At 62.0% G+C, this 26,132-nt stretch carries 17 protein-coding genes and 1 pseudogene; 9 read left to right on the top strand and 9 right to left on the bottom strand.

Annotation, left to right across the window (positions count from 1 at the left end; genetic code table 11):
• Positions 1 to 152: 152 nt before the first annotated feature.
• Positions 153 to 1,736: a peptide chain release factor 3 gene (locus tag WBB95_RS05525; protein ID WP_424486639.1), complete on the bottom strand. Its 1,584-nt coding sequence runs from the start codon at positions 1,734 to 1,736 to the stop codon at positions 153 to 155.
• A 332-nt stretch (positions 1,737 to 2,068) separates the two neighbouring features.
• Between WBB95_RS05525 and WBB95_RS05520 the strand changes: the two genes are divergently transcribed.
• The 5 genes from WBB95_RS05520 to WBB95_RS05500 all read left to right on the top strand — a co-directional run bounded on the left by WBB95_RS05520 (position 2,069) and on the right by WBB95_RS05500 (position 7,131).
• Entirely contained in the window at positions 2,069 to 2,785 is a 717-nt protein-coding gene (locus WBB95_RS05520; RefSeq protein ID WP_027604862.1) for an ABC transporter permease, read from the top strand.
• A gap of 20 nt (positions 2,786 to 2,805) precedes the next feature.
• Positions 2,806 to 3,702 (top strand): glycine betaine ABC transporter substrate-binding protein, encoded by an 897-nt coding sequence (locus tag WBB95_RS05515; RefSeq protein ID WP_424486638.1) that lies wholly within the window; start codon positions 2,806 to 2,808, stop codon positions 3,700 to 3,702.
• An 11-nt stretch (positions 3,703 to 3,713) separates the two neighbouring features.
• On the top strand, positions 3,714 to 4,367 hold the full coding sequence (locus tag WBB95_RS05510; RefSeq protein WP_027604864.1) for an ABC transporter permease: 654 nt from the start codon (positions 3,714 to 3,716) through the stop codon (positions 4,365 to 4,367).
• Positions 4,364 to 5,521, top strand: a complete 1,158-nt coding sequence (locus WBB95_RS05505) for a betaine/proline/choline family ABC transporter ATP-binding protein (RefSeq protein WP_053131666.1) — start codon at positions 4,364 to 4,366, stop codon at positions 5,519 to 5,521. The genes WBB95_RS05510 and WBB95_RS05505 overlap by 4 nt, the downstream gene beginning before the upstream one ends.
• A 446-nt stretch (positions 5,522 to 5,967) precedes the next feature.
• On the top strand, positions 5,968 to 7,131 hold the full coding sequence (locus WBB95_RS05500) for a type III PLP-dependent enzyme (protein ID WP_424486637.1): 1,164 nt from the start codon (positions 5,968 to 5,970) through the stop codon (positions 7,129 to 7,131).
• Positions 7,132 to 7,168: 37 nt separating this feature from the next.
• On the opposite strand, the gene WBB95_RS05495 is transcribed toward WBB95_RS05500, so the two are convergent.
• Together WBB95_RS05495 and WBB95_RS05490 are read right to left on the bottom strand one after the other, a co-directional pair.
• A complete protein-coding gene (locus WBB95_RS05495; protein WP_424486636.1) occupies positions 7,169 to 7,918 on the bottom strand; it encodes a tetratricopeptide repeat protein in 750 nt (249 codons plus the stop codon).
• 1 nt (position 7,919) lies between these two features.
• Entirely contained in the window at positions 7,920 to 8,600 is a 681-nt protein-coding gene (locus tag WBB95_RS05490; protein WP_424486635.1) for a Fe2+-dependent dioxygenase, read from the bottom strand.
• Positions 8,601 to 8,804: 204 nt separating this feature from the next.
• Here WBB95_RS05490 and WBB95_RS05485 point away from each other — a divergent pair, with 204 nt between their 5' ends.
• Together WBB95_RS05485 and WBB95_RS05480 are read left to right on the top strand one after the other, a co-directional pair.
• Positions 8,805 to 11,108 (top strand): TonB-dependent receptor, encoded by a 2,304-nt coding sequence (locus tag WBB95_RS05485; RefSeq protein ID WP_424486634.1) that lies wholly within the window; start codon positions 8,805 to 8,807, stop codon positions 11,106 to 11,108.
• 136 nt (positions 11,109 to 11,244) lie between these two features.
• Positions 11,245 to 13,770 (top strand): PepSY domain-containing protein, encoded by a 2,526-nt coding sequence (locus tag WBB95_RS05480; RefSeq protein ID WP_424486633.1) that lies wholly within the window; start codon positions 11,245 to 11,247, stop codon positions 13,768 to 13,770.
• 132 nt (positions 13,771 to 13,902) lie between these two features.
• Here the strand turns inward: WBB95_RS05480 and WBB95_RS05475 are convergent.
• From WBB95_RS05475 to ptsP, 4 genes and pseudogenes are all read right to left on the bottom strand, one after another.
• A pseudogene (locus WBB95_RS05475) lies at positions 13,903 to 15,443 on the bottom strand (alkaline phosphatase D family protein).
• Between the two features lie 124 nt (positions 15,444 to 15,567).
• On the bottom strand, positions 15,568 to 17,289 hold the full coding sequence (locus WBB95_RS05470; protein ID WP_424486632.1) for a PTS fructose-like transporter subunit IIB: 1,722 nt from the start codon (positions 17,287 to 17,289) through the stop codon (positions 15,568 to 15,570).
• 11 nt (positions 17,290 to 17,300) lie between these two features.
• The gene (gene pfkB, locus WBB95_RS05465) at positions 17,301 to 18,221 is read right to left on the bottom strand and encodes a 1-phosphofructokinase (RefSeq protein WP_424486631.1); all 921 of its coding nucleotides are present in this window, start codon (positions 18,219 to 18,221) and stop codon (positions 17,301 to 17,303) included.
• Positions 18,222 to 21,080, bottom strand: a complete 2,859-nt coding sequence (ptsP, locus tag WBB95_RS05460) for a phosphoenolpyruvate--protein phosphotransferase (RefSeq protein WP_424486630.1) — start codon at positions 21,078 to 21,080, stop codon at positions 18,222 to 18,224.
• Between the two features lie 294 nt (positions 21,081 to 21,374).
• On the opposite strand from ptsP, the gene cra reads away from it, so the two are divergent.
• Together cra and WBB95_RS05450 are read left to right on the top strand one after the other, a co-directional pair.
• Positions 21,375 to 22,370: a catabolite repressor/activator gene (gene cra / locus WBB95_RS05455; protein WP_424486629.1), complete on the top strand. Its 996-nt coding sequence runs from the start codon at positions 21,375 to 21,377 to the stop codon at positions 22,368 to 22,370.
• A 2-nt stretch (positions 22,371 to 22,372) separates the two neighbouring features.
• Positions 22,373 to 23,149 (top strand): TatD family hydrolase, encoded by a 777-nt coding sequence (locus WBB95_RS05450; protein ID WP_424486628.1) that lies wholly within the window; start codon positions 22,373 to 22,375, stop codon positions 23,147 to 23,149.
• Here WBB95_RS05450 and WBB95_RS05445 read toward each other — a convergent pair.
• Entirely contained in the window at positions 23,096 to 23,524 is a 429-nt protein-coding gene (locus WBB95_RS05445) for a hypothetical protein (protein WP_424486627.1), read from the bottom strand. The two genes, WBB95_RS05450 and WBB95_RS05445, sit on opposite strands and share 54 nt — an antisense overlap.
• A 126-nt stretch (positions 23,525 to 23,650) precedes the next feature.
• Positions 23,651 to 24,355, bottom strand: a complete 705-nt coding sequence (locus tag WBB95_RS05440) for a methyl-accepting chemotaxis protein (protein ID WP_424486640.1) — start codon at positions 24,353 to 24,355, stop codon at positions 23,651 to 23,653.
• Positions 24,356 to 26,132: the final 1,777 nt, after the last annotated feature.

The following is a 26,132-nucleotide window of genomic DNA, read 5'->3' as shown; positions in this document are numbered from 1 at the left end:
GGCTTGCTCGCGAATACGGTGGGTCAGCCACCCATGTATTGGCTGACACTGCGCATTCGCGAGCAAGCCCGCTCCCACACTGTCAGCTTTTCGGCGCCCACAAAAAAGGGCGAAGCCATCACGGCGTCGCCCTTTTCTCTACCGCTCAGACCTTAATGGTGTTCGCGGGTCGCGCGGAATTTCACATCCGGCCAGCGCTCTTCCATCAGCGCCAGGTTGACCCGGGTCGGGGCCAGGTAAGTCAGGTGACCACCGCCGTCGACCGCCAGGTTTTCCACGGCCTTGTTGGAGAACTCTTCCAGCTTTTTCTTATCGCTGCACTCGATCCAGCGCGCGGAGTACACGGTGATCGGCTCGTAGGAGCACTCCACCTTGTATTCCTCTTTCAAGCGGCTGGCGACCACATCGAACTGCAGCACACCCACGGCGCCGAGAATGATGTCGTTGCTGCGCTCGGGGAAGAACACCTGGGTGGCGCCCTCTTCCGCCAATTGCTGCAGGCCCTGGCGCAGTTGCTTGGATTTCAGCGGGTCACGCAGGCGTACGCGGCGGAACAGTTCCGGGGCGAAGTGCGGGATACCGGTGAAGCCCAGCACTTCGCCTTCGGTGAAGGTGTCGCCGATCTGGATGGTGCCGTGGTTGTGCAGGCCGATGATGTCGCCGGCAAAAGCCTCTTCCAGCTGCTCACGCTCGGAGGAGAAGAACGTCAGGGCGTCGCCGATGCGCACGTCCTTGCCGGTGCGCACGTGGCGCATCTTCATGCCTTTTTCGTATTTGCCGGAGCAGATGCGCATGAAGGCGATACGGTCGCGGTGTTTGGGGTCCATGTTCGCCTGGATCTTGAACACGAAGCCGGTGAATTTCTCTTCAACCGGCTCAACGGTGCGCTCGTTGGCAACGCGGGCCAGCGGTTTTGGCGCCCAGTCCACCACGGCGTCGAGTACATGGTCGACACCGAAGTTGCCCAGCGCGGTACCGAAGAACACCGGGGTCAGTTGGCCGTCGAGGAACTCCTGCTGGTTGAACTCATGGCAGGCGCCCTGCACCAGCTCCAGCTGATCAACGAAGCGGTCGTACTCGTCACCCAGGTGGGCGCGGGCTTCGTCGGAGTCGAGCTTCTCGATGATTTTCACATCGGTGCGCTCGTGGCCGTGGCCGGCGGTGTAGACAATGATGTAGTCGTCGGCCAGGTGGTACACACCCTTGAAGTCGCGGTAGCAACCAATCGGCCAGGTGATCGGCGCGGCCTTGATCTTCAGGACGGCTTCGATTTCATCCAGCAGCTCAATCGGGTCGCGGATATCACGGTCGAGTTTGTTGATGAAGCTGACGATTGGCGTGTCGCGCAGGCGGCAGACGTCCATCAGCGCGATGGTACGTGGCTCAACGCCCTTACCGCCGTCGAGGACCATCAACGCCGAGTCCACTGCCGTCAGGGTGCGGTAGGTGTCTTCGGAGAAGTCTTCGTGGCCCGGGGTGTCGAGCAGGTTGACCATGTGGTCGCGATACGGAAACTGCATGACCGACGTGGTAATCGAAATACCCCGTTGTTTTTCCATTTCCATCCAGTCGGAGGTGGCATGGCGGTCGGACTTGCGGGATTTCACCGTGCCGGCCACCGCGATCGCCTTGCCCATCAGCAGAAGCTTTTCGGTGATGGTGGTTTTACCGGCATCGGGGTGGGAAATAATGGCGAAAGTGCGGCGTTTCGCGACTTCGGCGGCCTGGTGGGTCATGGGAAATCGCCTGGCAGGTGAGTCAAAAAAGGGCGCAGAGTATAGCGCAAACCCCAGGCGCCGGACCACCGTTCACCCGATTGGGGGTGGCTAAATGCTGCCAAGTGTGGAACCTTTTAAAAGGTCGAGACGTCCACTCCCCTGCTATCGCACTCGTAACAGGGGCTGAAAAATCAGCAAGTTAGCCTGACGAGGCTGCGCTCATGGCTCGAACTCATACCGCATTGCCGGTGTAGACGAGCTGCATTTCGCGACCACATTTGCCGACAGCCAGGAATGGCACTGCCGCTCGGAAATGTGGACGCCGACAGAAGAAAAAAAGGAGTCCGCCTGTGGCTATTCGCTATGGCAAAGGGCTGATAGGAGGCGTGGTTGTCGTCGCGCTCCTGGCCCTGCTGGTCCACTGGATCGGCATCAACACGATCGAACTGTACCGCGACGATTTGTTGTTTTACCTGCAAGCACACCTGATCCTCGTTCTTGTCTCCATGCTGGCCGCCCTCGTTGTGGGCATCCCCGCCGGTATCCTGCTCAGCCGACCGAACATGGTCGGGCGCGCAGAACGTTTCATGCAGATCTTCAACATCGGCAACACCGTCCCGCCCCTGGCCGTACTGGCCATCGCCCTCGGCGTCCTCGGCATCGGCAGTGGCCCGGCCATCTTCGCGCTGTTCCTCGCCTCCCTCCTGCCTATCGTGCGCAACACCTACGAAGGCCTGAAAAACGTACAGGGTTCCCTCAAGGAAGCTGCCACCGGCATCGGCATGACGCCGCGCCAGGTGCTGTTTCGCGTGGAATTGCCCAACGCCGTGCCGATCATCATCGGCGGTGTGCGCGTGGCCCTGGCGATCAACGTCGGTACCGCGCCGCTGGCCTTCCTGATTGGCGCCAACAGCCTGGGCAGCCTGATCTTCCCCGGCATCGCCCTGAACAACCAGCCGCAACTGCTGCTCGGCGCCGCGTGCACCGCGTTGCTGGCCTTGCTGCTCGACGGCCTGGTGACCATGGCCAGCCGCCTCTGGCTGGAACGCGGGTTGCGTCCGTCTTAAGGCTTGGCAAAGGAAATCACATGAAAAAGCTGACATTGATACTGAGCTGCGTCCTGCTGTTCGCAGGGTTTGCGCACGCCGCTGAAAAACCGGTGATCCGCATCGGCGCCCGGGTGTTTACCGAACAGACCCTGCTCGCCGAAATCACCTCCCAGTACTTGCGCACCAAAGGCTATGACACCCGCGTCACGGGCGGCCTGGGCAGCAACCTGGCGCGCAGTGCCCAGGAAAGCGGGCAACTGGACCTGATCTGGGAATACACCGGCGTGTCGCTGGTGGCCTACAACCACGTGGATGAGAAGCTCGACAGCGAACAGTCCTACGCCCGAGTGAAAGAACTCGACGCGAAAAAAGGCCTGGTCTGGCTCTCCCCGTCGCGCTTCAGCAACACCTACGCCCTGGCGCTGCCGGAAAAAGTTGCGCAGGAACACCCTGAGATCAACAGCATCAGCGACCTCACCCAAGCCATGGCGCAAGACACCAAGGAACACCGCCTGGTGGCCCTGGACACCGAGTTCGCCAACCGTTCTGACGGCCTCGCGGGCATGGTCAAGCTGTACGACATGAACCTGACCCGCAAGAACACCCGGCAGATGGACGCGGGCCTGGTCTACACCGCGCTGCGCAATGGCCAGGTGTTTGCCGGCTTGGTCTACACCACCGACGGTCGCCTGAACGCCTTCAAATTGAAGCTGCTGGCCGACGACAAGCACTACTTCCCGGACTACACCGCCGCGCCGGTGGTGCGTCAGGTGTATCTCGACGCCCATCCCGAACTGGCCGCCGACCTGAAGCCGCTGGCCGCACTGTTCGACGACGCAACCATGCGCCAGCTGAATGCGCGGGTCGACGTCGACCATGAAAGCCCGTCCGCCGTGGCCGCAGACTTCCTGCGCCAACATCCGATCAATCAATAAGAGGAGAAGACATGGAATTTCTGAACGCCTTTTCCCATCTTGATTGGGCCCAGGTCCTGCACCTGACCTGGCAGCACATCACCCTGGTCGGCATTGCCGTGATCCTGGCAATCGTCGTCGGCGTGCCGCTGGGCGTGCTGATGACGCGCTTCCCGACGCTGGCCGGCCCGTTGCAAGCCAGCGCCACCGTGCTGCTGACCGTGCCGTCGATTGCGCTGTTCGGCCTGCTGCTGCCGTTCTACTCCAAATTCGGCCAGGGCCTGGGGCCCATGCCGGCGATCACCGCCGTGTTCCTCTACTCCCTGCTGCCAATCATGCGTAACACCTACCTGGCCCTCACCGGCGTTGAACCGGGTATTCGCGAAGCCGCCAAGGGCATCGGCATGACCTTCGGCCAGCGCTTGCGCATGGTCGAACTGCCGATTGCGGTGCCGGTGATCCTCGCCGGTGTGCGCACTGCCGTGGTGATGAACATCGGCGTCATGACCATCGCCGCCACCATCGGCGCCGGCGGCCTGGGTGTACTTATTCTGGCTTCCATCAGCCGCAGCGACATGTCGATGCTGATTGTCGGCGCCGTGCTGGTCAGTCTCCTGGCCATCTTCGCCGACCTGCTTCTGCAATGGCTGCAACGCTCGCTGACTCCAAAAGGACTGCTCAAATGATCGAACTTCAAAACCTGACCAAGACTTTTCAAAGCAACGGCAAAACCGTATCCGCCGTGAACGACGTAAGCCTGACCGTCAACGAAGGCGAGATTTGCGTATTCCTCGGCCCGTCGGGCTGCGGCAAGAGCACCACGCTGAAAATGATCAACCGCCTGATCAAGCCCACCTCGGGCAAGATTTTGATCAATGGCGAAGACACCACCGACCTCGACGAAGTGACCCTGCGTCGCAACATCGGCTATGTGATCCAGCAGATCGGCCTGTTCCCGAACATGACCATCGAGGAAAACATCGTGGTTGTGCCCAAGCTGCTCGGCTGGGACAAGCAGAAATGCCACGACCGCGCCCGCGAATTGATGAGCATGATCAAGCTGGAGCCCAAGCAGTACCTGCACCGCTACCCGCGTGAACTGTCGGGCGGCCAGCAACAGCGCATCGGCGTGATCCGTGCGCTGGCGGCCGATGCACCACTGCTGCTGATGGATGAGCCGTTCGGCGCGGTCGACCCGATCAACCGCGAGATGATCCAGAACGAGTTCTTCGAGATGCAACGCGCGCTGAACAAGACCGTGATCATGGTCAGCCACGACATCGACGAAGCCATCAAGCTGGGCGATAAAATCGCAATCTTCCGCGCCGGTAAGCTGCTGCAGATCGACCATCCGGACACGCTGCTGGCCCACCCGGCCGACGAGTTCGTGAGCAACTTTGTGGGCCAGGACAGCACCTTGAAACGCCTGCTGCTGGTGAAGGCCGAAGACGCGGCAGACAACGCCCCGTCCGTGAGCCCGGAAACCCCGGTAGCCGAAGCGCTGGAATTGATGGACGAAACTGACCGCCGTTACGTGGTGGTCACCTGTGCGGAGAACAAGGCGCTGGGTTATGTGCGACGTCGCGACCTGCACCGTCAGACCGGTACGTGCGGCCAGTACCTGCGCGAGTTCAACGCCACAGCGGCGTATGACGAGCATTTGCGCATCCTGCTGTCGCGCATGTACGAGTTCAACCGCTCGTGGTTGCCGGTGATGGACGCGGAGCGGGTGTTCCTGGGGGAAGTGACTCAGGAGTCGATTGCCGAGTACCTGAGCTCCGGTAAGTCGCGTGGGGGCAAGACCAGTATTGTGTCGCCAGCAGAAACCGCGCTGGCCTGATCTACCGCCATCGCAGGCAAGCCAGCTCCCACAGTTGAAATGCATTCCCCTGCTGAAATGCATTCCCTGTGGGAGCTGGCTTGCCTGCGATGAATCCACCACAAACACTGCTGATTTACCCCATTCGGGGAACATCAATCCGTCACACCGGTCGGTTACATAAGTAGCTGCACGCGGTCCCGCGACGAACGCGTGCAAAAACGCGACATTTTTAGTTGATCTAAAGCCCCTCACGTCCTAAAGTTCGCGCCGAACGTCCATGCTGGAAACGATCCATCCGGCTCAAGTACTGACGACGAGACAGCAAGGCCAAGGGAAGCGGTTGATCCCATGGCCTTTTTGCTTTCGGCGACATGCCTTGGGAAGTAGGCGAACCAAAGTGGGGATACGGAGGACGTTCATTTGCACCCATTGATCAATTCAGTTTGCCCTTAGGAGTTCCCAGCATGTCGATCAACGTCGAAGATTATTTCGCGCGCGCCACTTTTGACAAAATGAAGGCGTTCGCCGACACGCAAGAAACCCCGTTCGTGGTGATCGACACCGCGATGATCAGCCAGGCCTACGATGACCTGCGCGCCGGTTTCGAATTCGCCAAAGTCTATTACGCGGTCAAGGCCAACCCGGCCGTCGAGATCATCGACCTGTTGAAAGACAAGGGGTCGAGCTTCGACATCGCCTCGATCTACGAGCTGGACAAGGTCATGGACCGCGGCGTCAGCGCCGACCGTATCAGCTACGGCAACACCATCAAGAAATCCAAGGATATCCGCTACTTCTTCGAGAAGGGCGTGCGCCTGTTCTCCACCGATTCCGAAGCCGACCTGCGCAACATCGCCAAGGCCGCGCCGGGCTCGAAAGTCTACGTGCGCATCCTCACCGAAGGCTCGACCACGGCTGACTGGCCGTTGTCGCGCAAATTCGGCTGCCAGACCGACATGGCCATGGACCTGCTGATCCTCGCCCGCGACCTGGGCCTGGTGCCGTACGGCATCTCCTTCCACGTCGGTTCGCAACAGCGCGACATCAGCGTGTGGGACGCCGCGATCGCCAAGGTCAAAGTGATCTTCGAGCGCCTGAAAGAAGAAGACGGCATCCACCTCAAGCTGATCAACATGGGCGGTGGCTTCCCGGCCAACTACATCACCCGCACCAACAGCCTGGAAACCTATGCCCAGGAAATCATCCGCTTCCTCAAGGAAGACTTCGGCGACGACCTGCCGGAAATCATCCTGGAACCGGGCCGTTCGTTGATCGCCAACGCCGGAATTCTGGTCAGCGAAGTGGTACTGGTGGCACGTAAATCGCGCACCGCCGTCGAGCGTTGGGTGTACACGGACGTGGGCAAGTTCTCCGGCCTGATCGAAACCATGGACGAAGCCATCAAGTTCCCGATCTGGACCGAGAAGAAAGGCGAGATGGAAGAAGTGGTCATCGCCGGCCCGACCTGCGACAGCGCCGACATCATGTACGAAAACTACAAGTACGGCCTGCCGCTGAACCTGGCGATTGGTGACCGGATGTACTGGCTGTCGACCGGTGCTTACACCACCAGTTACAGCGCGGTGGAGTTCAATGGCTTTCCGCCGTTGAAGTCTTACTACGTCTAACGACAGATGATCGTTCCCACGCAGAGCGTGGGAACGATCACTGAAGGGTTGTAGCACGTTGCTGGTAAGCGTCAGCCATGGCGCGGATCTGCGGATCATCAGCCGCCGCCAGCGCCGTGTGCGCCGTGCGCAGGAACTTCAGATTCCCCCCCGCCAACGCCTTGCGCAGCCACGCCAGCGCCTCGTCGACCTGGCCCCTGTCTGCCAGCACCGCCGCATAACTGAACTGCCCGCGAAAATCCCCGCCTTCGGCTGAACGTCGATACCACGTCACGGCTGCGTCCCGATCCTGAGGGCAAAACCGGCCGTCCTCCAGATAACGCCCCAACAGGTTCATCGACTTGGCGTGCCCCTGCTCGGCCGCCAACCGATAAAAGGCGAGTGCTTGCGATTGGTCTTCCACCACGCCGCGGCCGGTGGCCAGCAGATTGGCACAGTTGTACTGCCCCCAATCCAGCCCTGCCTCGGCTGCCAGGCGATAGTCACGCGCAGCGGCGGCCTCATCAACGGCGCAGCCCCAGCCATGCTCCAGGCAGCGCCCGGCCATATTGCGCGCCATCAAGTGCCCGCCCTGGGCCGCGATCTGGAACCAGCGCAGCGCCAATGCCTGATCGCGCGTAATGCCACGCCCTTCCAGCAGGATTTGCCCCAGCAGCGCCTGGGCATCCACCACGCCCTCTTTCGCCGCCACCAGGATCGCCTGGGCCGCGCGCACCGGGGAGTCGTCGAGCATGGACTGCAATTGCTCGACGTTGAGCACTTCTTCGCGGCGCAACAAAAAGCCCATGTCAGACCTCGACCCAGCGGCGCAGCAGGTTGTGGTAGGTGCCGGTGAGCTGGATCAGCGCCGGGTGGTCAGGGACGTCACGGGTCAGTTGCTGGATGGCGCCGTCCATCTCGAACAGCAAGGTGCGCTGGCTGTCTTCGCGCACCAGGCTTTGGGTCCAGAAGAACGAGGCATAGCGCGCGCCACGGGTCACGGCGTTGACTTTATGCAGGCTGGAGCCGGGGTACAGCACCATGTCGCCGGCCGGCAGCTTGATACGCTGCAGGCCGAAGGTGTCCTGAATCTCCAACTCGCCGCCGTCGTACTCCTCCGGGTCGCTGAAAAACAGCGTGGACGAGAGGTCGGTGCGCACTCGCTCGTGGCTGCCCCGCGCCTGGCGCACGGCGTTGTCGATGTGGAAGTCGAAACTGCCGCCGGCGGTGTAGCAATTGAGCAGCGGCGGAAAGACCTTGTGCGGTAACGCCGCTGACATAAACAGTGGATTTTTCCACAACCGTTCCAGCATCGCCGCGCCGACTTCCTTGGCCAGCGGGTGGCCTTCGGGCAGTTGCAGGTTGTGTTTGGCTTTGGCCGACTGGTGCCCGGCGGTGATTTTACCGTCGGCCCATTCAGTGGTCTCCAGGGCCTGGCGAATGCGCTGCACTTCCTCGCGAGAGAACAGGCCGGGAATGTGCAGCAGCATGGGCAGTACCTGATGTCAGAGGGATGCCAATGGTATTGATTCTTATCCTCCCTGTAAAACGCAGGGACGAACGAGTTCGTAAAAACCGTAAGCAAAAAGTGTAAAGAATGTAAATTCCTCGCGAATAGCAATGTATCGCAATTGTTATAGAGTCTTGTTCGCCCTATATTCCGCGGCCTCACCTCCTTGGGGAAAGGACAACTCATGTCGCGCAGCACACAAAAAACACCTATCAGTTCACCCCGCATGCTGGCTTCGGCCATCGGCGTAGCCCTCAGTGCCAGCTCTGCAGCCCAATTGGCGCAAGCGGCCGAAAGCACCGAACAAAAAGGCGAGCGCAACAGCATCTCCCTCGGCGCCACCAGCATTACCGGCCAGGAACAGGACAACACCTCCTACCAGGTTGAAAAGGCCTCATCGCAGAAGTACACCGCGCCGCTGGTAGACACCCCGCGCTCGGTGACCGTCGTGCCACAACAAGTGCTGAAAGACACCGCCGCCACCTCGTTGCAGGATGCCTTGCGCACCGTGCCGGGCATTACCTTCGGTGCCGGTGAAGGCGGCAACCCACAGGGCGATCGCCCGTTCATCCGGGGGTTTGATGCCCAGGGCGACACCTACCTGGACGGCGTACGCGACACCGGCGGCCAGAGCCGCGAGATTTTCGACATCGAATCGATCGAAGTCAGCAAAGGCCCGAACTCCTCGTTCGGCGGTCGCGGCTCGGCCGGCGGCAGCATCAACCTGGTGAGCAAGACGCCACAAGCGCGCGACTTCACCAACGGCGGCTTCACCTACGGCTCCGACCAGACCCGCCGTTATGTGCTCGACGTGAACCGCCAATTCCTCAACGACAGTGCCGCTTTCCGCCTGAACCTGATGAGCCACGAGCAAAACGTGGCCGGCCGCGATGTGATCGACTACGACCGTTGGGGCGTTGCACCGTCGCTGACTTTCGGCCTGGGCACGCCGACCCGCGTCAACCTCAGCTACTACCATTTGGAAAGCAATGACCTGCCGGATTCGGGCATTCCGTACGGCTACAGCTCGCCCACCGCCACCGCCCACGGGCATGACAAACCTACCGACGGCGGCGACAGCAATAACTTCTACGGCTTGAAAGACCGCGACTTCCGCAAGACCCGCGCCGACATCAGCACGGTCTCCATCGAGCACGACCTGAACGACAACATGACGCTGAAAAACACCCTGCGCCATGGCAGCACCGGCCAGGATTACGTGCTCACCCAACCGGATGACAGCCAGCGCAACGTCAGCCGTTTCGGCACTGTATGGCGTCGCGCCAACACGCGTGTCTCGACGACCGACACCACCACCAACCAGACCGACCTGTTTGGTAACTTCCAACTGGCGGGCATGAAGCACTCCTACTCCACCGGCCTGGAATTCACCGGAGAAGAAACCCGTGTCAGCGGCTACACCGTCAGCCCGAATGCCAACCCGACCTGCACCGTGGTCAAAGGCAGCCTGGGCGGCCAGTGCACCTCGCTGAGCAACCCGACGCCGGACGACGCCTGGACCGGCACCACCGCGCGCAACTACATGGGCACCAACACCAAGGCCACCAGCCGCGCGGCCTATGTGTTCGACACCATCGAGCTGGACCCGAAATGGCTGCTGAACGTCGGCCTGCGCTACGACACCTTCGACACTGAAGCCAACACCAACGCTGTGCCGAGCGCTACCGTCGCCGCCCGCAGCAAGATCAAGGACGACAGCCAGTTCTTCAACTGGCAGGCGGGCCTGGTCTGGAAGCCGCTGGAAAACGGCAGCATCTACACCTCCTACGCCACCTCCGCCTCGCCGGCAGGCGGCATGGTCGGTGAAGGCCAGGAAACCAACGGCTTCGTCACCGGCATCAACACCAGCGACCTGAAACCCGAAGAAACCGTCAACTACGAGCTGGGCACCAAGTGGGACCTGTTCCACAACCGCTTGTCGCTGACCGGCGCGATCTTCCGCACCGAGAAGAAAAACACCCGCATCCTGGTGGATTCCAACACCTACGAAACCGCAGGCGAATCGCGCGTGGATGGCCTGGAGTTGTCCGCCAGCGGCAAGCTCACCGACCAATGGCAAGTGTTCGCCGGCTACAGCTACCTGAAAAGCGAGCTGGTTGACCCAGGCAAAAACGGCAACCGCCAGGGCGTCGTGACGGCGGGCTCCAACAAAGGCAACCAAATGCCCAACACGCCGAAGAACACCTTCAGCCTGTGGACCACGTATGACGTGACGCCGAAGCTGACCATCGGCGGCGGCGCGTTCTACGTCGATCAGGTCTACGGCGATGCGGCCAACACCGTGTACGTGCCGTCCTACACCCGTTACGACGCCATGGCCAGCTACAAGCTGACCAAGAACGTCGACCTGCAACTGAACGTGCAGAACCTGACCGACAAGACCTACTACGACAAAGCCTACGCGGCGCATTTCGCCAACCAGGCCGCCGGTCGTACGGCGCTGTTGACCACCAGTTTCCACTTCTAAACGCGGCAAACGCATGGCCCAGAGCCCCACGCATCGGTTGCGTGGGGCTTTTGCGTGTAAAACAGAATATTTCTCGTTAACCCACGGCATAATGCGCGCCGTGACGTATATATCCAGATAAGCGAGGCGGTCCGACGTGTTGAAGAAAACCCTGTTCCAGTTGCACTGGTTCTTCGGCATTACCGCCGGGCTGGTGCTCGCGTTGATGGGGATCACCGGGGCTACGGTCTCGTTTCAGGATGAAATTCTACGGGCGCTCAACCCCACCGTATTGAGCGTGCAGAAGCGCGAAGCCGGCGTGCTGCCGCCTGCTGAACTGGTGCGCAAGCTCGAAGCCACCGAAGGCAAGACCGTGTCGATGCTCTGGGTGGAAAACGAGAGCGGCAACGCTGCGCGCGTGTTCTTCACCGCCCCGCCCGGCGAACGCCGTGGCCAGATGCGCTACTTCGACCCCTACACCGGCGACTACATGGGCGACGCCGTCGGCCAGGACTTCTTCGGCTTTGTGCTGCAACTGCACCGTTTCCTGGCCATGGGTGAAACCGGCCGGCAAATCACCGGTGCCTGCACGTTGATCCTGCTGTTCTTCTGCCTCTCCGGCCTGTACCTGCGCTGGCCGCGACAAGTGGCGAGCTGGCGTGCCTGGCTGACGCTGGACTGGCGCAAAAAAGGCCGCAGCTTCAACTGGGACTTGCACTCGGTGTTCGGCACGTGGTGCCTGCTGTTTTATCTGTTGGCCGCGCTGACCGGCCTGTCCTGGTCCTACGACTGGTACAACCAGGGCCTGACCAAACTGCTTTCCGACGCCCCGCAAAATGAACGCATGCGCAAGCGCGGCCCGCCGCCCGAAGGCCCGGCGCCGGTGGCCAACTACGACGCCATCTGGAGCAGCATCTACAGCAATGCCGGGCCCGGCCTGAGCGCCTACAACATCCGCATGCCGGCCGTCGCCGGGCAACCGGCGATTGTGTATTACCTGCTCACATCTTCACCCCATGACCGCGCAACCAACCAGATCAACCTCGACCCGGCCACCGGCGAGGTCAAATTCCATGACAGGTATGCCAGCAAAAGCCTCAAGTCGCAGTTGCTGACCAGTATTTACGCGGTGCACACCGGCAGCTACTTCGGCTGGGTAGGCCGCATCGTCCTCACCCTCAGCGCGCTGTGCATGCCGTTGTTCTTCATCACCGGCTGGCTGCTGTACCTCGACCGTCGCCGCAAGAAACGCCAGGTGCGCGATGCACGCAAAGGCCTAAGCGCCAACCACAGCAGTGCGCCCGCCTGGCTGATAGGCTTCGCCAGCCAAAGCGGTTTCGCCGAGCAGCTGGCGTGGCAGACGGCCGGGCAATTGCAGGCCGCCGGCTTGCCAGTGAAGGTGCAGCCTTTGGGGAGTGTCAGCCAGAACGACCTGAGCCAGTCGGAGCATGCGCTGTTTGTGGTCAGTACGTTCGGTGACGGCGAAGCGCCCGACAGCGCCCGTGGTTTTGAGCGCAGCGTGCTCGGCCAGGACCTGTCCCTCAAAGGCCTGAACTACTCGGTACTGGCCTTGGGCGACCGCCAGTACGAACACTTCTGCGGTTTTGCCCGGCGCCTGCATTTCTGGCTGACCCACCAGGGTGGCAATGCGCTGTTCGCCCCGGTGGAAGTCGACAGTGGCGACCCCGAGGCGCTACACACCTGGCAACAGCAACTGGGCCAACTCACCGGTCACGCACCTGCCGCGGCGTGGCAGGCCGCCCAGTACGACAACTGGCCCCTGAGCCACCGCACGCTGCTCAACCGTGACAGCGTCGGCGCAGGCGTCTATATGATTGGCCTCACACCGCCCGCCCCACGCACCTGGCTGGCGGGCGACCTGGTGGAAATCCTGCCGCGCAACGGCCCGTGGGCCATCGAACACTTCCTCGCCGGCCTGGGCCTGGCCGGCAGCGACGGTGTGCTGGTCGACGGCCTGACGCAAACCCTCAACCAGGCCCTGGCCACGCGCCAGCTACCGGACAACCGCGCCCACTTGGTCGGCCTGCACGCCCAGGCACTGGTGAACGCACTGGTGCCGTTGGGCATGCGCGAATATTCGATCGCCTCGATTGCCAGCGACGGCGAGCTGGAGTTGATCGTGCGCCAGGAACGTCACCCCGACGGCAGCCTGGGTCTGGGTTCCGGCTGGCTGACCGAACACGCCCCGCTTGGTTCCGGCGTCAGCCTGCGCCTGCGCCGCAACAGCGGCTTCCATCTGCCGCAAACACCGGTGCCGCTGATTCTGCTGGGCAACGGCACCGGCCTCGCCGGCCTGCGCAGCTTGCTCAAGGCCCGGATTGCCGAAGGCCAGCAGCGCAATTGGCTGCTGTTTGGCGAGCGCAATATCGCCCACGACTTCCTGTGCCAGGACCAACTGCAAGGCTGGCTCGCCAGCGGCGACCTGGCCCTGCTGGACCTGGCGTTTTCCCGCGATCAAGCCGAGAAGATCTACGTGCAGGATCGCCTGCGCGAATCGGCGGATGTGCTGCGTAAATGGCTGGCGGAGGGCGCGGCCATTTATGTGTGCGGCAGTTTGCAGGGCATGGCGACGGGGGTTGATCAGGCGCTGCACGACATACTCGGCAGCGAAGCGGTCGAGCGTTTGATCGAGCAAGGCCGCTATCGTCGGGATGTGTATTGATAACGCCTAAACACTGAAGCTCAAACCTGTGGGAGCTGGCTTGCCTGCGATAGCGATTTATCAGACAACAATGATGTTGAATGTGAGTCAGTCATCGCAGGCCAGCTCCCTCAGGTTTAACCGCCTTTCAAATCAGACCGGCTGCAACTTCTGCTCAAACACTGACACCCCATCCAGATCGCGCAGAATGACCGTCAACTCCGCCGTCTGCCCGTCAATCTGCACTTCGCCAAAAAACTGAAAGCCCGCAAACGGCGAGGTGTTTTGCGCAGGTGGCGCCTTCTCGAAGACCACCTGCGGGCCAAAGGTTTTATCCAGCGGATTCGGCCCGAAGCTGCCCGCATTCAACGGCCCCGCCACAAACTCCCAAAACGGCTCGAAATCCTGAAACGCAGCACGGTCAGGGTGGTAATGATGCGCTGCGCAGTAATGCACGTCCGCCGTCAGCCACACATGATTGCGCACCTGCTGCGCGCGCAAAAAACCCAACAGCTCGGCAATTTCCAGCTCACGACCTTGCGGCGCACCCGGGTCGCCGTTGGCGATGGCTTCCCAGCGCGGCACACCAGGGCTGACCTCACCGTCGGGCACGCCGAGGCCGATGGGCATGTCGGCGGCAATCACCTTCCACTGCGCCTGGGATGCCTTGAGCTCGCGCTTCAGCCAGTCCAGTTGCTCGCGGCCCATGAAGGGTTTTTCGCCGCCCAGGTTGTCATCGTTGGGGCCGCGATAGCTGCGCATGTCCAGCACGAACACATCCAGCAACGGGCCGTAGCTGAGCTTGCGATAAATCCGCCCACCGCCGTCGGCGCTCTGTCGGCGCATCGGTGAATATTCCAGCCAGGCCTGGCGCGCGCGGCCCACCAACGTAGTGATGTCCTTGGTCTGGTAACGCTCGTCCAGCTGCTTGCTCGGCGACCAATTGTTGATGACTTCGTGGTCGTCCCACTGCCAGATCTGCGGCACCTCGGCGTTGAAGCGGCGCACGTTTTCATCGAGCAGGTTGTAGCGGTAATTGCCGCGATATTCATCCAGGGTTTCGGCAACTTTGCTCTTGGCGTCGGTGGTGATATTGCGCCAGATGCGCCCGTCTTCGACGGTCAGTTGTGCGGGCACCGGGCCGTCAGCGTAGATGGTGTCGCCGCTGTGGATAAAGAAGTCCGGCAGGCGCAGGCGCATGGCTTCGTAGATGCGCATGCCGCCGATGTCCGGGTTGATGCCGAAGCCTTGGCCGACCGTATCGCCGCTCCACACAAAACGAATGTCACGCCGCTGCTGCGGCACGCTGCGCAGGTGGCCGAACCACGGCTCGCTGGCAACGCCGGTCTGGGCGTCTTCAAAGTGCACGCGGTAGAAAATCGCCTGGTCGGCGGGCAGCCCGGTGAGTTCGACGCGGGCAGTAAAATCCGTGCGGCTGTCGGCCAACGGAGAGATGAATCTGCGCGGGTTGCTGAACACGCTGCGGGTGTCCCACTCCACCACCATGCGGGCAGGGCGGTCGCTGCGGCTCCAGATCATTGCGCGGTCGCCGAGCAGGTCACCGGACTGCACACCGTCGGTGAGTTGCGGGCGGTCTTTCACCGAAGCGATCACCGCTGGGGCCAGGCCCGGCAGCAACAGGCCAGCGCCGACGGCTGCATCACGCGGCGACGGCCGAGGTCGAAGTGGCTCATGCAGGTTCCCTCTTGAGCATCAAAAGGGAAACTTAAACACGGGCGGATGAAGCAGAGATGACACCGCCACAGACACTGGGGATCCAGTGTGGGAGCGGGCTTGCTCCCACACTTTTAAACGGTGTCAGGCCTGAGCCGGCGCTACCGCGAGTTCCACCACGTCCGGGCGTTTGATCAACGCATACACCAACCCGGTCAACAAGCTGCCGGCGACAATCGCCAGCAAATACAGCAGCGCATGGTTCATCGCGTTCGGAATAATCAGCACAAACAACCCACCATGCGGCGCGGCGAGTTTGCAGCCGAAATACATCGACAATGCGCCGGTCAACGCGCCACCGGCGATGCTGGCCGGGATTACACGCAACGGGTCTTTGGCGGCAAACGGGATCGCGCCTTCTGAGATAAAGCACAGGCCAAGGATCATCGCGGCCTTGCCGGCCTCGCGCTCGGTCTGCGCGAACTTGCGTCGCGCCAGGAACGTGGCGATGCCCATGCCGATCGGCGGCACCATCCCGGCGGCCATGGTGGCGGCCATCGGCGCACCGCTGGACGCCGCCAGCAAGCCCACCGAAAACGCATACGCCGCCTTGTTGATCGGCCCGCCCAAATCCACGCACATCATGCCGCCGAGCAAAATCCCCAGCAGCACCGCGTTGGTGGTGCCCATGGTGCTGAGAAAGTCGGTAAGGCCGGTAAGCAACCGCGCGACCGGCGGGCCAACCAGGTAAATCATCGCCAGCCCCGTGAACAGGCTCGCCAGCAACGGGATGATCAGGATCGGCTTGAGCGCCTCCAGGCTCTGCGGCAACTTCACCGCGCGGGTGATCAGCTTGACGCAGTATCCGGCGAGAAAACCGGCAAAGATGCCGCCGATAAACCCCGCGCCCAAGGTGCCCGCCAACAAGCCGCCGATCATGCCGGGCGCAATGCCGGGACGGTCGGCAATCGAGTAGGCGATATAGCCCGCCAGCAGCGGCACCATTAGCATGAAGGCCTGGTCGCCGACGGTTTTGAGCGCCGCCGCCAACGTGCCTTTTTCTTCAAACGCATGAATGCCGAACACGAACGACAAGGCGATCAACAGACCGCCCGCCACCACCATCGGCAACATGAACGACACCCCGGTGAGCAGGTGTTTGTAGACGCCGGTTTTTTCCGATTTTTTGGCCACCGCACCGCTGGCGGCGCTTTCCACCGCGCCTTCGGCCAATGCCTTGTTGAGGGTCGCCTCGGATTGCTTGAGGGCAATGCCGGTACCGCAACGGTAGATTTTCTTGCCGGCGAAGCGCTCGGTGGCAACTTCGATGTCCGCCGCGAGCAGCACCACGTCAGCCTCGGCAATCGCCTGCGGGCTCAATGGCGTGCGGGCGCCCACCGAGCCTTGGGTTTCGACCTGCAGGTCGTAGCCCAAGCGCTTGGCGGTTTGTTGCAAGGCTTCGGCGGCCATGAAGGTGTGCGCCACGCCCGTCGGGCACGCGGTAATCGCGACAATGCGAGGGGCATTTTTCGCTGCGGGCGCTGCTTCGCTGGCCACATACACCTGGGCCTCTTCCGCGCCCCGGCGCAATACCGCTTCAACATCCGCCAACGCCTGGGCCGGCGTGCTCTGGAACACGCGCTTGCCGACAAACCGCTGCATGTCCACCGGCGTGCTGCTGACCAGCAGCACCCATTCGGCGGCATCGAGGGTGGCCTGCGACAACTGGCGTTCCGGGTGCTGCACATCCACCACTTCGACGCTGGTGTGCAAACCCATGCGCTGCGCGGCGGCGTCCAACAAGCGGGCGCACAGCACACTGGTGACCATGCCGTTCGGGCAGGCGGTAACAATGGCTAACTTCATCACAAACCCTCTTATTGTTCTGTCAGCGCGCGCACATGGACGCCGCTTTCGAGGCGCGCCAGTTGCGCGTCATCGCTGATGCCGAAACCGATCTGCGTGACGGCCATGGCGGCAATTGCCGTGGCCCGGCGCAGGGTGGTTTCCGGCAGATCAAAACTGAGCAACCCGTGCAGCATCCCGGCCAGCAGCGAGTCGCCGGCACCCACCGTGCTGGCAACGCTGACCTTGGGCGGCGTGGCATGCAGCGCGGTGCCGGGGCTGAACCAACTCACGCCCGCAGCGCCGTCAGAAACCACCACATGCTCCACACCTTGCTGATGCAGTTGGCTGACGGCATCAGCGGCATTACCCAAGACTTCGGCCAGCTCTTCGGTGTTGGGTTTGACCAGCCAGGGGCCGGCCTTCAAACCGGCGCGCAAGGCTTCGCCGCTGGTGTCCAAAGCGACTTTCAAACCGAGCACTTTCAACGCTTCCAACAGCGCTTGAAACCACTGCGGGCTGATGCCGCGCGGCAAACTGCCGGCGACCACTACCGCATCGAATTCAGGGCCGATGACTGCCAGCAGCTTCAGCAATTTTTGCTGCGCCTGCTCGCTCACGTGCGGCCCTGGCGCATTGATGTCCGTGACGCGGCCATCCTGTTCGGCGATCTTGATATTGCTGCGGGTTTCCCCCGGCACACGGATGAACGCGTCACCAAACCCACGGCGAGCGATCAGTGCGTCGAAAGCCTGCGGGTTTTCCGCGCCGAGAAAACCACCCACGGACACATCGTGACCCAGGTCCGCCAACACTTGCGCCACGTTCACACCCTTGCCGGCAGCATGCGTGAGCATCGCTTCGCTGCGGTTGACTTCGCCCGGTTCCAGGCGCGTCAGGCGTACGGTCAGGTCCAACGCCGGGTTCAGCGTCAGGCATAAGATATTTGCCATTTACGCGGCCTCCACAAGGGCTCGCACTTCGGCGGGCGAACCCACCGCCAGTGCTTTTTGCGCCAGGCTCTGGGCCTCGCTCAGGCTGAATTCGCGCACGCGCGCCTTCACTTCGGGAATGCTGCGGGCCGACACGCTCAACTCATCCACCCCCAGGCCGATCAGCACCGGCACCGCCAGCGGGTCCGCCGCCAACTCGCCGCACACGCCGACCCATTTGCCATGGGCATGGGCGGCGCGCACGGTGATGTCGATCAGTTGCAACACCGCCGGGTGCAAGCCGTCAGCCTGGGCTGACAGCGTCGGGTGGCCACGGTCGATGGCCAGGGTGTACTGGGTCAGGTCGTTGGTGCCAACGCTGAAAAAGTCCACTTCCTTGGCGAGTACCGGCGCCAGCAATGCGGCGGAAGGCACTTCGATCATGATGCCCAGTTGCAAGTCCGCCACAGGGATTTCCAGGCGCAGGCGCTCGGTCATGTCGCGGGCTGCGCGCCATTCATCGACGCTGCCGACCATGGGAAACATGATGCGCAGTGGACGGTTGTCCGCCGAGCGCAACAGCGCCCTTAACTGCGCCTCCATGACCTGAGGGCGTTGCAGGGTCAGGCGAATGCCGCGCACGCCGAGAAACGGGTTTTCTTCCTTGGCGATCGGCCAATACGGCAGCGGTTTGTCGCCGCCCACGTCGAGGGTACGCACCACCAGCGGTCGCCCGCCGAGGCCGTCGAGCACGCGGCGGTATTCGGCTTCCTGGGTGGCCTCGTCCGGCGCTTGCGGGTGGGCCATGAAAATCAATTCGGTACGCAGCAGGCCGATGCCCTCAGCGCCATGCTCCACAGCACTCGCCACACCGGCGCTTTCGCCGATATTGGCGAACACTTCCACGGCGTGGCCATCGCGGGTCAGCGCAGGTTCGTGGCGTTGGGCTGAAGCCGCCTGCAGGCGTTGCTCGCGGGTGTCGCGCTCAACCGTGGCACGTTGCAAGGTGGCCGCGTCGGGGTCGACATGCAGGCGACCGCGCTGCCCATCGAGCAGCAACGGCGTGCCGCTCGCCAGCAGCAGCACGCCCGGGCCCGCGCCGACCAGCGCCGGAATCCCAAGGGCGCGGGCGACGATGGCGCTGTGGGCCGTGGCGCCGCCACGCGCGGTGAGGATGCCGGCAACGCGCGTCGGGTCCAGGCGCGCGACGTCTGAAGGCCCGACCTCGTCCATCACCAAAATGTACGGTTCGCGCGGTTCCTCGGCAGTGTCGACGCCGCACAGCTGCGCGAGCACACGGCGGCCAATGTCGCGCAAGTCGGCGGCGCGCTCGGCGAGCAAGGCGTCCTGCAACGACGCCTGCTGCTTGGCGGCGGCTTCGATCACACTCATCCACGCCGCCTGGGCGCTCTCGCCCTGCTTGAGGCGGGTGTCGACGTCGTCGGTCAGTTCCGGGTCGTCGAGCATCTCCTGGTGCGTGATGAAAATCTCGCGGATGGCCTTGGACTGGCTGCGTTCGATCAGGCCCTGGATGTCGCGGCGCACATCGGCCAATGCTGTGTGCAGGCGTTGACGCTCAACCCCGGCGGACTCGCCGCGCAATGGGTAATCAAATACCTGCTGAACCTGGATATGCGCCGGGCCAATGGCGATGCCCGGCGCGGCAGCAATGGCCTGCACCTGGCTGCCGGCTGTTGGCGCGCTGACAACGGGCTCGGTATCAAAGGTGGCCGGCTGGGCGCTCGCTGTCGGCACCGGCTCTACGGTTTCCCCCAAGCCTTCTTCGACCGCGGCAAGCAACGCCGGCAAGGCATCGCCTGCAATGGCCGGCTCGGCGACAAACTCCAGCACCTGACCGCGACGCGCACCCAGGCTCAGCAACTTGCTCAGGCTTTTCACCGACACGGCGCCCACCGGGCCATCAACGATGCTCACGCGGATATCGCCGTCAAAACTTTTCGCCAATTGCGCGAGAATCTTCGCCGGGCGCGCATGCAGGCCATGGGCGTTGGCCAGGGTAATGCGCACGCTCGGCCAATCCGGCGGCAATTCACCACCGAGCACTTCAAGCACCGCGCGGCTGCTGGTGGCACGCCCCAATTCCTGGCCGCGCCCTTCAATCAGCAAGGCGCACAGGCGCTCCAGCAGTGTTTGGTGCGCTTCACCCAAACTTGCCAGGCAAAACAGGCCGTTAAGCGGCTGGCCGAGGTAGCGCATGGGTTTGTCCGGCGTGACAAACGCCAGGCCCGGGCGCTTGACCGTCTGCTCGCTGTGCAACCACCACAGGCCATCGCCCAGCGGCAGCGCGTCGACTTGTTGCAACACGGCGGCGAAACCGTTGCTCACACAATCGGCCTGACGCAACAGGCGGGCGCCGCGCCATACCAGTTCTTCGAAATCATCGGCCGACACGCCAAGGCTGATCATCTGCGCATCCAGCGCCAGTTCCTGTGGCGCACCTTGCAACAATTTGAGCAACGCCTCGGCGGACCCGGCACGGCGCAGCGCCTGGCCCAAATCGGTTTCACCGAGGGCGCGGGTCAGCAGTTGCAGCAAACGCAGGTGTTCGTCGGATTTGGCGGCAATGCCGATCGCGAGGTAGACGATCTGGCCGTCACCCCAATCCACCCCTTCGGGGAACTGCAGCAGGCGCACGCCGGTGGAAAACACCTGGTCGCGGGTTTCGGGGGTGCCGTGGGGAATGGCGATACCTTGGCCGAGAAAGGTCGAGCCCTGGGCTTCACGGGCTTGCAAGCCACTGAGATAACCGTCGGCGACCAGGCCATCGGCCATCAGTTTTTCAGCGAGCAGGTGCAAGGCAGCAGATTTGTCCACAGCCACCTGGCCCATGGAAATCTGCTCTACAGTGAGCTCAAGCATGCCGTTCTCCTAGTTAGTGCGATGGGCGCACTAGGTATTGTTTTGAATAAATCAGCGCAAAAGTGTTCAAAAATAACTGACTGAGTGGTCAATTGGCAGTCACCATCCAGTCGCGAACGTCGTAAAAATACGCCAGCTGAAACGTTTAATCTAGAATTTATGGCAGATTACGCGCTAATTATGCAAGCTTGAAGGACCACTCGGCGCCTACGCTCAGACAATAGTCGTATGCAGTAATCGGTTACGATTGGACAAAGTGTCGGGGCAAGCTCTAAAAAACAAGGAAATCCCGGTTTGAAACTCAGTGATATCGCACGTCTGGCCGGTGTGTCCGTTACCACCGCCAGTTATGTCATCAATGGCAAGGCCGAACAGCAACGCATCAGCAGCGCGACTGTCGAGCGTGTACGTGCCGTGGTCCAGGCCCATGGCTTTACTCCCAACCCCCAGGCGGCCGGGCTGCGCAGTCGGCATACGCGCACCTTGGGCTTTATCCTGCCGGACCTGGAAAACCCCAGTTACGCGCGCATCGCCAAGCTGTTGGAACAAGGTGCGCGGGCCAGAGGTTACCAGCTGTTGATCGCCAGTTCCGACGACGAGGCCGACAGCGAGCGTCAACTGCTGCAACTGTTCCGCGCGCGGCGTTGTGACGCGCTGTTCGTCGCCAGCTGCCTGCCGGCCAGCGATGACAGCTACCGCGAGTTGCAGGCCAAGGGCTTGCCGGTCATTGCCATCGACCGGGTAATGGAGGCGGAGCAGTTTTGCTCGGTGGTCAGCGATGACCGCCAGGCCTGCCAGCAACTGACCAGCAGCCTGCTGCAACCGGAGCCCAAGCAAATCGTATTGATTGGCGCACGGCCGGAGTTGAGCATCAGCCAGGAACGCGCCGCCGGTTTCCGCGAAGCGCTGAACGGGTTCACCGGTGACGTGATCGTCGAACACGGCGAGGCCTTCAGCCGTGACTGCGGCCGACAGCTGATGGAGCAATTGCTGCAACGCCTGGGGCATTTACCTGATGCGCTGGTAACGACTTCCTACGTGCTGTTGCAAGGTGTGTTTGATGCACTGCACGACTTCCCGCTCAAATCGCGGCCGCTGCGCCTCGGTACGTTCGGCGATACCCAATTGCTGGACTTCCTGCCGCTGCCGGTCAACGCCATGGCCCAGCAACATCAGTTGATCGCCGACACCGCCCTGCGCCTGGCCCTGGCTGCGATTGAAGAAGAACAGTATCAACCTGGCGTGCACGCCATTGGCCGCACCTTCAAGCAGCGCATTCACGAGGCTTGAGCGTGGAGCTGATCGACACCCACACCCACCTGGACTTCCCGGACTTCGATGACGATCGCCGGGACGTCCTCGCCCACAGCCGCCAACTGGGCGTGTCGCGCATGGTGGTGTTGGGGGTGTATCAGCAGAATTGGCAACGCGTGTGGGACCTGGTGCAGGAGGACGAAGGTTTATTCGCCGCCTTCGGCCTGCACCCGGTGTACCTCGATGAGCATCGCCCCGCCGACCTCACCGCGTTAGGCGATTGGCTGACCCGCCTGCGCGGCCATCGGCAAGTCTGCGCGGTCGGCGAAATCGGCCTGGATTACTTCCTCGAACACCTGGACCGCGAGCGTCAGCAAGCGCTGTTTGACGCCCAATTGAAACTGGCAGTGGACTTCCAATTGCCCGCGCTGCTGCACGTACGCCGCAGCCACGCGGCGGTGATCGCCACCCTCAAGCGTATTCGCCTGCCGCGCGGCGGCATTATCCACGCCTTCGCCGGCAGCCTTGAGGAAGCCCGCGAGTACATCAAGCTCGGTTTCAAACTCGGCTTGGGCGGCGCGGCTACCTGGCCCCAGGCCTTGCGCATGCATAAGGTGCTGGCACAACTGCCCCTTGAGGCCGTGGTACTGGAAACCGACTCACCGGACATGGCGCCCGCCATGTACCCCGGCCAACGCAACAGCCCGCAACACCTGCCCGCCATCTGCACCGCGTTGGCCGAGTACATGGGCATTAGCCCTTCAAGGCTGGCCGAGTCGAGCACACGCAATGCGTGTGAGGTGTTCAACTGGTAGCCGCCTGACTGCCTGCAGGTTCACCGTCATCCGTTGTCGGTGACGGGCATAACGCAGTGCCAGGAAGTGCACCAGCACCACCACCAGTGAAATATTCAGTTGCCCAATCACGCTGACCAGGCTCATCCACTCCGCCACCAGCGCAACAATCAGCACCACACAGGTTAAAACCACCATGCTCGGCGGCACCATGGCCCAGTGGTCCAACGCCTTGAACCGGCGTTGTTGGCGCGGGCAGTTCAACTGCAGGGCATGCTCGCAGTAAGGGCACTCGAAGGGCTCATGAATGGCGATGGCATTCAGTTGCCAAGGCTTGAGTTCAAAGGTGATCTCGCAGTGGGCGCAGCGCCCCTTGATGCCGATTGCTGCGGTCATCGATGTGCCTCCTTTGGACGGTGACGAGTTGAAACAAATTCTCACCCATTCACGCCGTGAAAAGAGACACACCGGGAAATCAGGACAGGCACCACAGCCAATATCGCCCTCTCCTACTCACCCGTCCTACACACGAAACGCCCCGATCAATTGCTTCAACTCGATGACCTGCTGCGACAACTGCCGGCTGGCGGCCTCGGTCTGATGCGCGCCCTGGGCCGCGTGCTCGCCTGCGCGATTGATTTCGACGATGTTCTGGTCGATGTCGTGGGCGACCGCCGTTTGCTGCTCGACCGCTGCCGCGATCTGCTGGTTCTGGTCAACGATCATGCCCACAGCCCCAAGGATATTTTCCAGCGCCTGCTGGACCTTTTCCGACTGCCCCACGGTGCCATTGGCCATGGCATGACTGGTGCCCATGGCCTTCACTGCCGCGCCCACGCCAGCGTGCAATCGGCTGATCATCTGTTCGATTTCTTCGGTGGAGTGTTGGGTGCGCCGAGCCAGGGTACGCACCTCATCGGCCACCACCGCAAAACCACGGCCTTGCTCGCCCGCACGCGCGGCCTCGATCGCCGCGTTGAGCGCCAACAGATTGGTTTGCTCGGCGATGCTTTTGATCACTTCCAGCACGCTGCTGATGGCCTGGCTGTCGGTGGCCAGTTGATTGATCACCCGCACCGACTCATCGATCTCCGACGCCAGGCGCGCAATGCTGCCCTGTTGCGATTGCACCAGGCCACGGCCGCTGACGGTTTCGTCATTGACACTGTGGGCACTGCTGACCGCTGCCGCCGCGCTGCGCGCCACTTCCTGGGCGGTGGATGACATCTGGTTCATCGCCGTCGCGACTTGTTCGATCTGGCGGCGCTGGCCGGAGACCGCCTTATTGCTTTGAGCCGAAACAGCTTCCACCTGGCCGGCTTGCAACTCGACCTGGCTGACGGTGTGCCCGACACGCTCGATCAAATCGTGGATTTTGGCCACGGTACCATTGAACACCTGGCCCAAATCCCCCAGCTCATCGCGGCTGTGGGCCACAAAGGTGACCGTCATGTCGCCGGCCGCCACTTTTTCCATCATTGCCCCAAGGCGTCGCAAAGTAGTGCGGGTCGAGGCGTAGAAGCCGGCATACAAATAGAAGATCAGCAAAAACACCGCGCTCAGGGCTGAAACCAGCAGCACCATGTGCATGCGATTCTGCGCCAGGCGTTGTTCCAGCTGCTGGCCAAGGAATGTCAGGGTGGCGTCATCCAAGTGATAGGTCTGGGCCATCAACTGGCTGACTTCGTCATAGAACGCCTGCCACGGCGCGTCCAGGGTTTCGGCCATCACCACCTGTTCTTCAAACACTTCACTGCCTCGCTTGAGACTGGCCGCACTGGCCTGGGCCACGCCATCAAGCGCCGCATGGGCGGCATTGCTGGCGCCCAGGGCGTCCTGCAATTTCAGACCGTATTCAGCCTGGAGTTTTTCCAGTTGCTGCTGCAGCTCTTCAAAGCGCGTGCTGGACGATGAATTGAGAAAACCCTGGCCCAATGAGTACGCGCCCATGGCCCGGCCTTCGCCCAAGGTTTGCGTCACCTGCGGCGTGACGCCGGTGACCAGTTCACTGAGTTGGCGTAAATCACTCTGGGGGTCACGGCTCAAACCGGATTGGCTGGCGATGATCTGGCTGAGCATCTGGGCCTTGTTGAGCAACTTGCCGATAAGCGCGCTTTTGCTCAGCAGCGAGGTTTCCTGTTGCTGCGCCTGGAAGGCGGCGATCAATTCGTCGCGCTTGCCTTCAAAGGCAGCGATTTGCGCCGAGTCGGTGGCCATCGCGTTGAGGTTTTGCAGGCGACTCAGCAGGCTTTGCTCAAGGGCACTGATTCTGGCGTCGAGGTCGCCGGCCTTGCCAGCCTGCCCGAGGGTCGCGTTGATTTGCACCTGGTTGTTCAGGGTTTCCAGGTCGCGGCGCAGGGCCAGGCTGCTGCCGAGCAGGTCGAGGCTTTGCAGTTCGATGCGCGTGCCCTGGAATTCGCGCCAGGAATCGCGCACCAGGAAATAGTTGGTTGCCAGCATGGGCAGCAGGAACAGCACGCTGATCAGGCTGAATTTCATGCCGAAACTCAGGCGATTCATTAACGCGACGGCGGGATAGAGCAAGCTCTTCACGGGTGAACTCCCTTTCTTTTATTTTTATTGAGGCGCAGGGGTGGGCGGCAGAAAGCCACTATTTGGCGCTCTGCTTGTATAGCTTAATTTGTGGGGGAGTTTTGTAACGTAAGGTTAATGGCGGGGGATTTTTTTGGGTTGAGGGTGGGTGGTGCATATCCGGTATTTGGGTGAGGGCTTATATGGGTTCCGCCCTTACGGCGGGTCACTTTTGATAGAGCGCAAAAGTAACCAAAACGCTCTTGCCCCTCCACTCGGTGCCTCGCCTAGGCTCGGCATGCCCGCACTCCGGCTTGAATCCGTGGGCCGCCGCGACGGGCCATCCATGGCCCAACACGGCTAACCCGGCGTCCTGCCGGGTTGCCCACGGATTCAAGCCTGCGTGCGGCCATCGTGGTTAACGGGGCGCTCTGGATCAAGATCACAAGCAAGATCAAGAGCAGAGCACGGC

It is taken from the genome of Pseudomonas sp. (genome assembly GCF_049645325.1).
Lineage (GTDB): Bacteria > Pseudomonadota > Gammaproteobacteria > Pseudomonadales > Pseudomonadaceae > Aquipseudomonas.
Note: the sequence above shows the minus strand (reverse complement) of the source record. Positions and strands in the feature narration are given on the sequence as shown.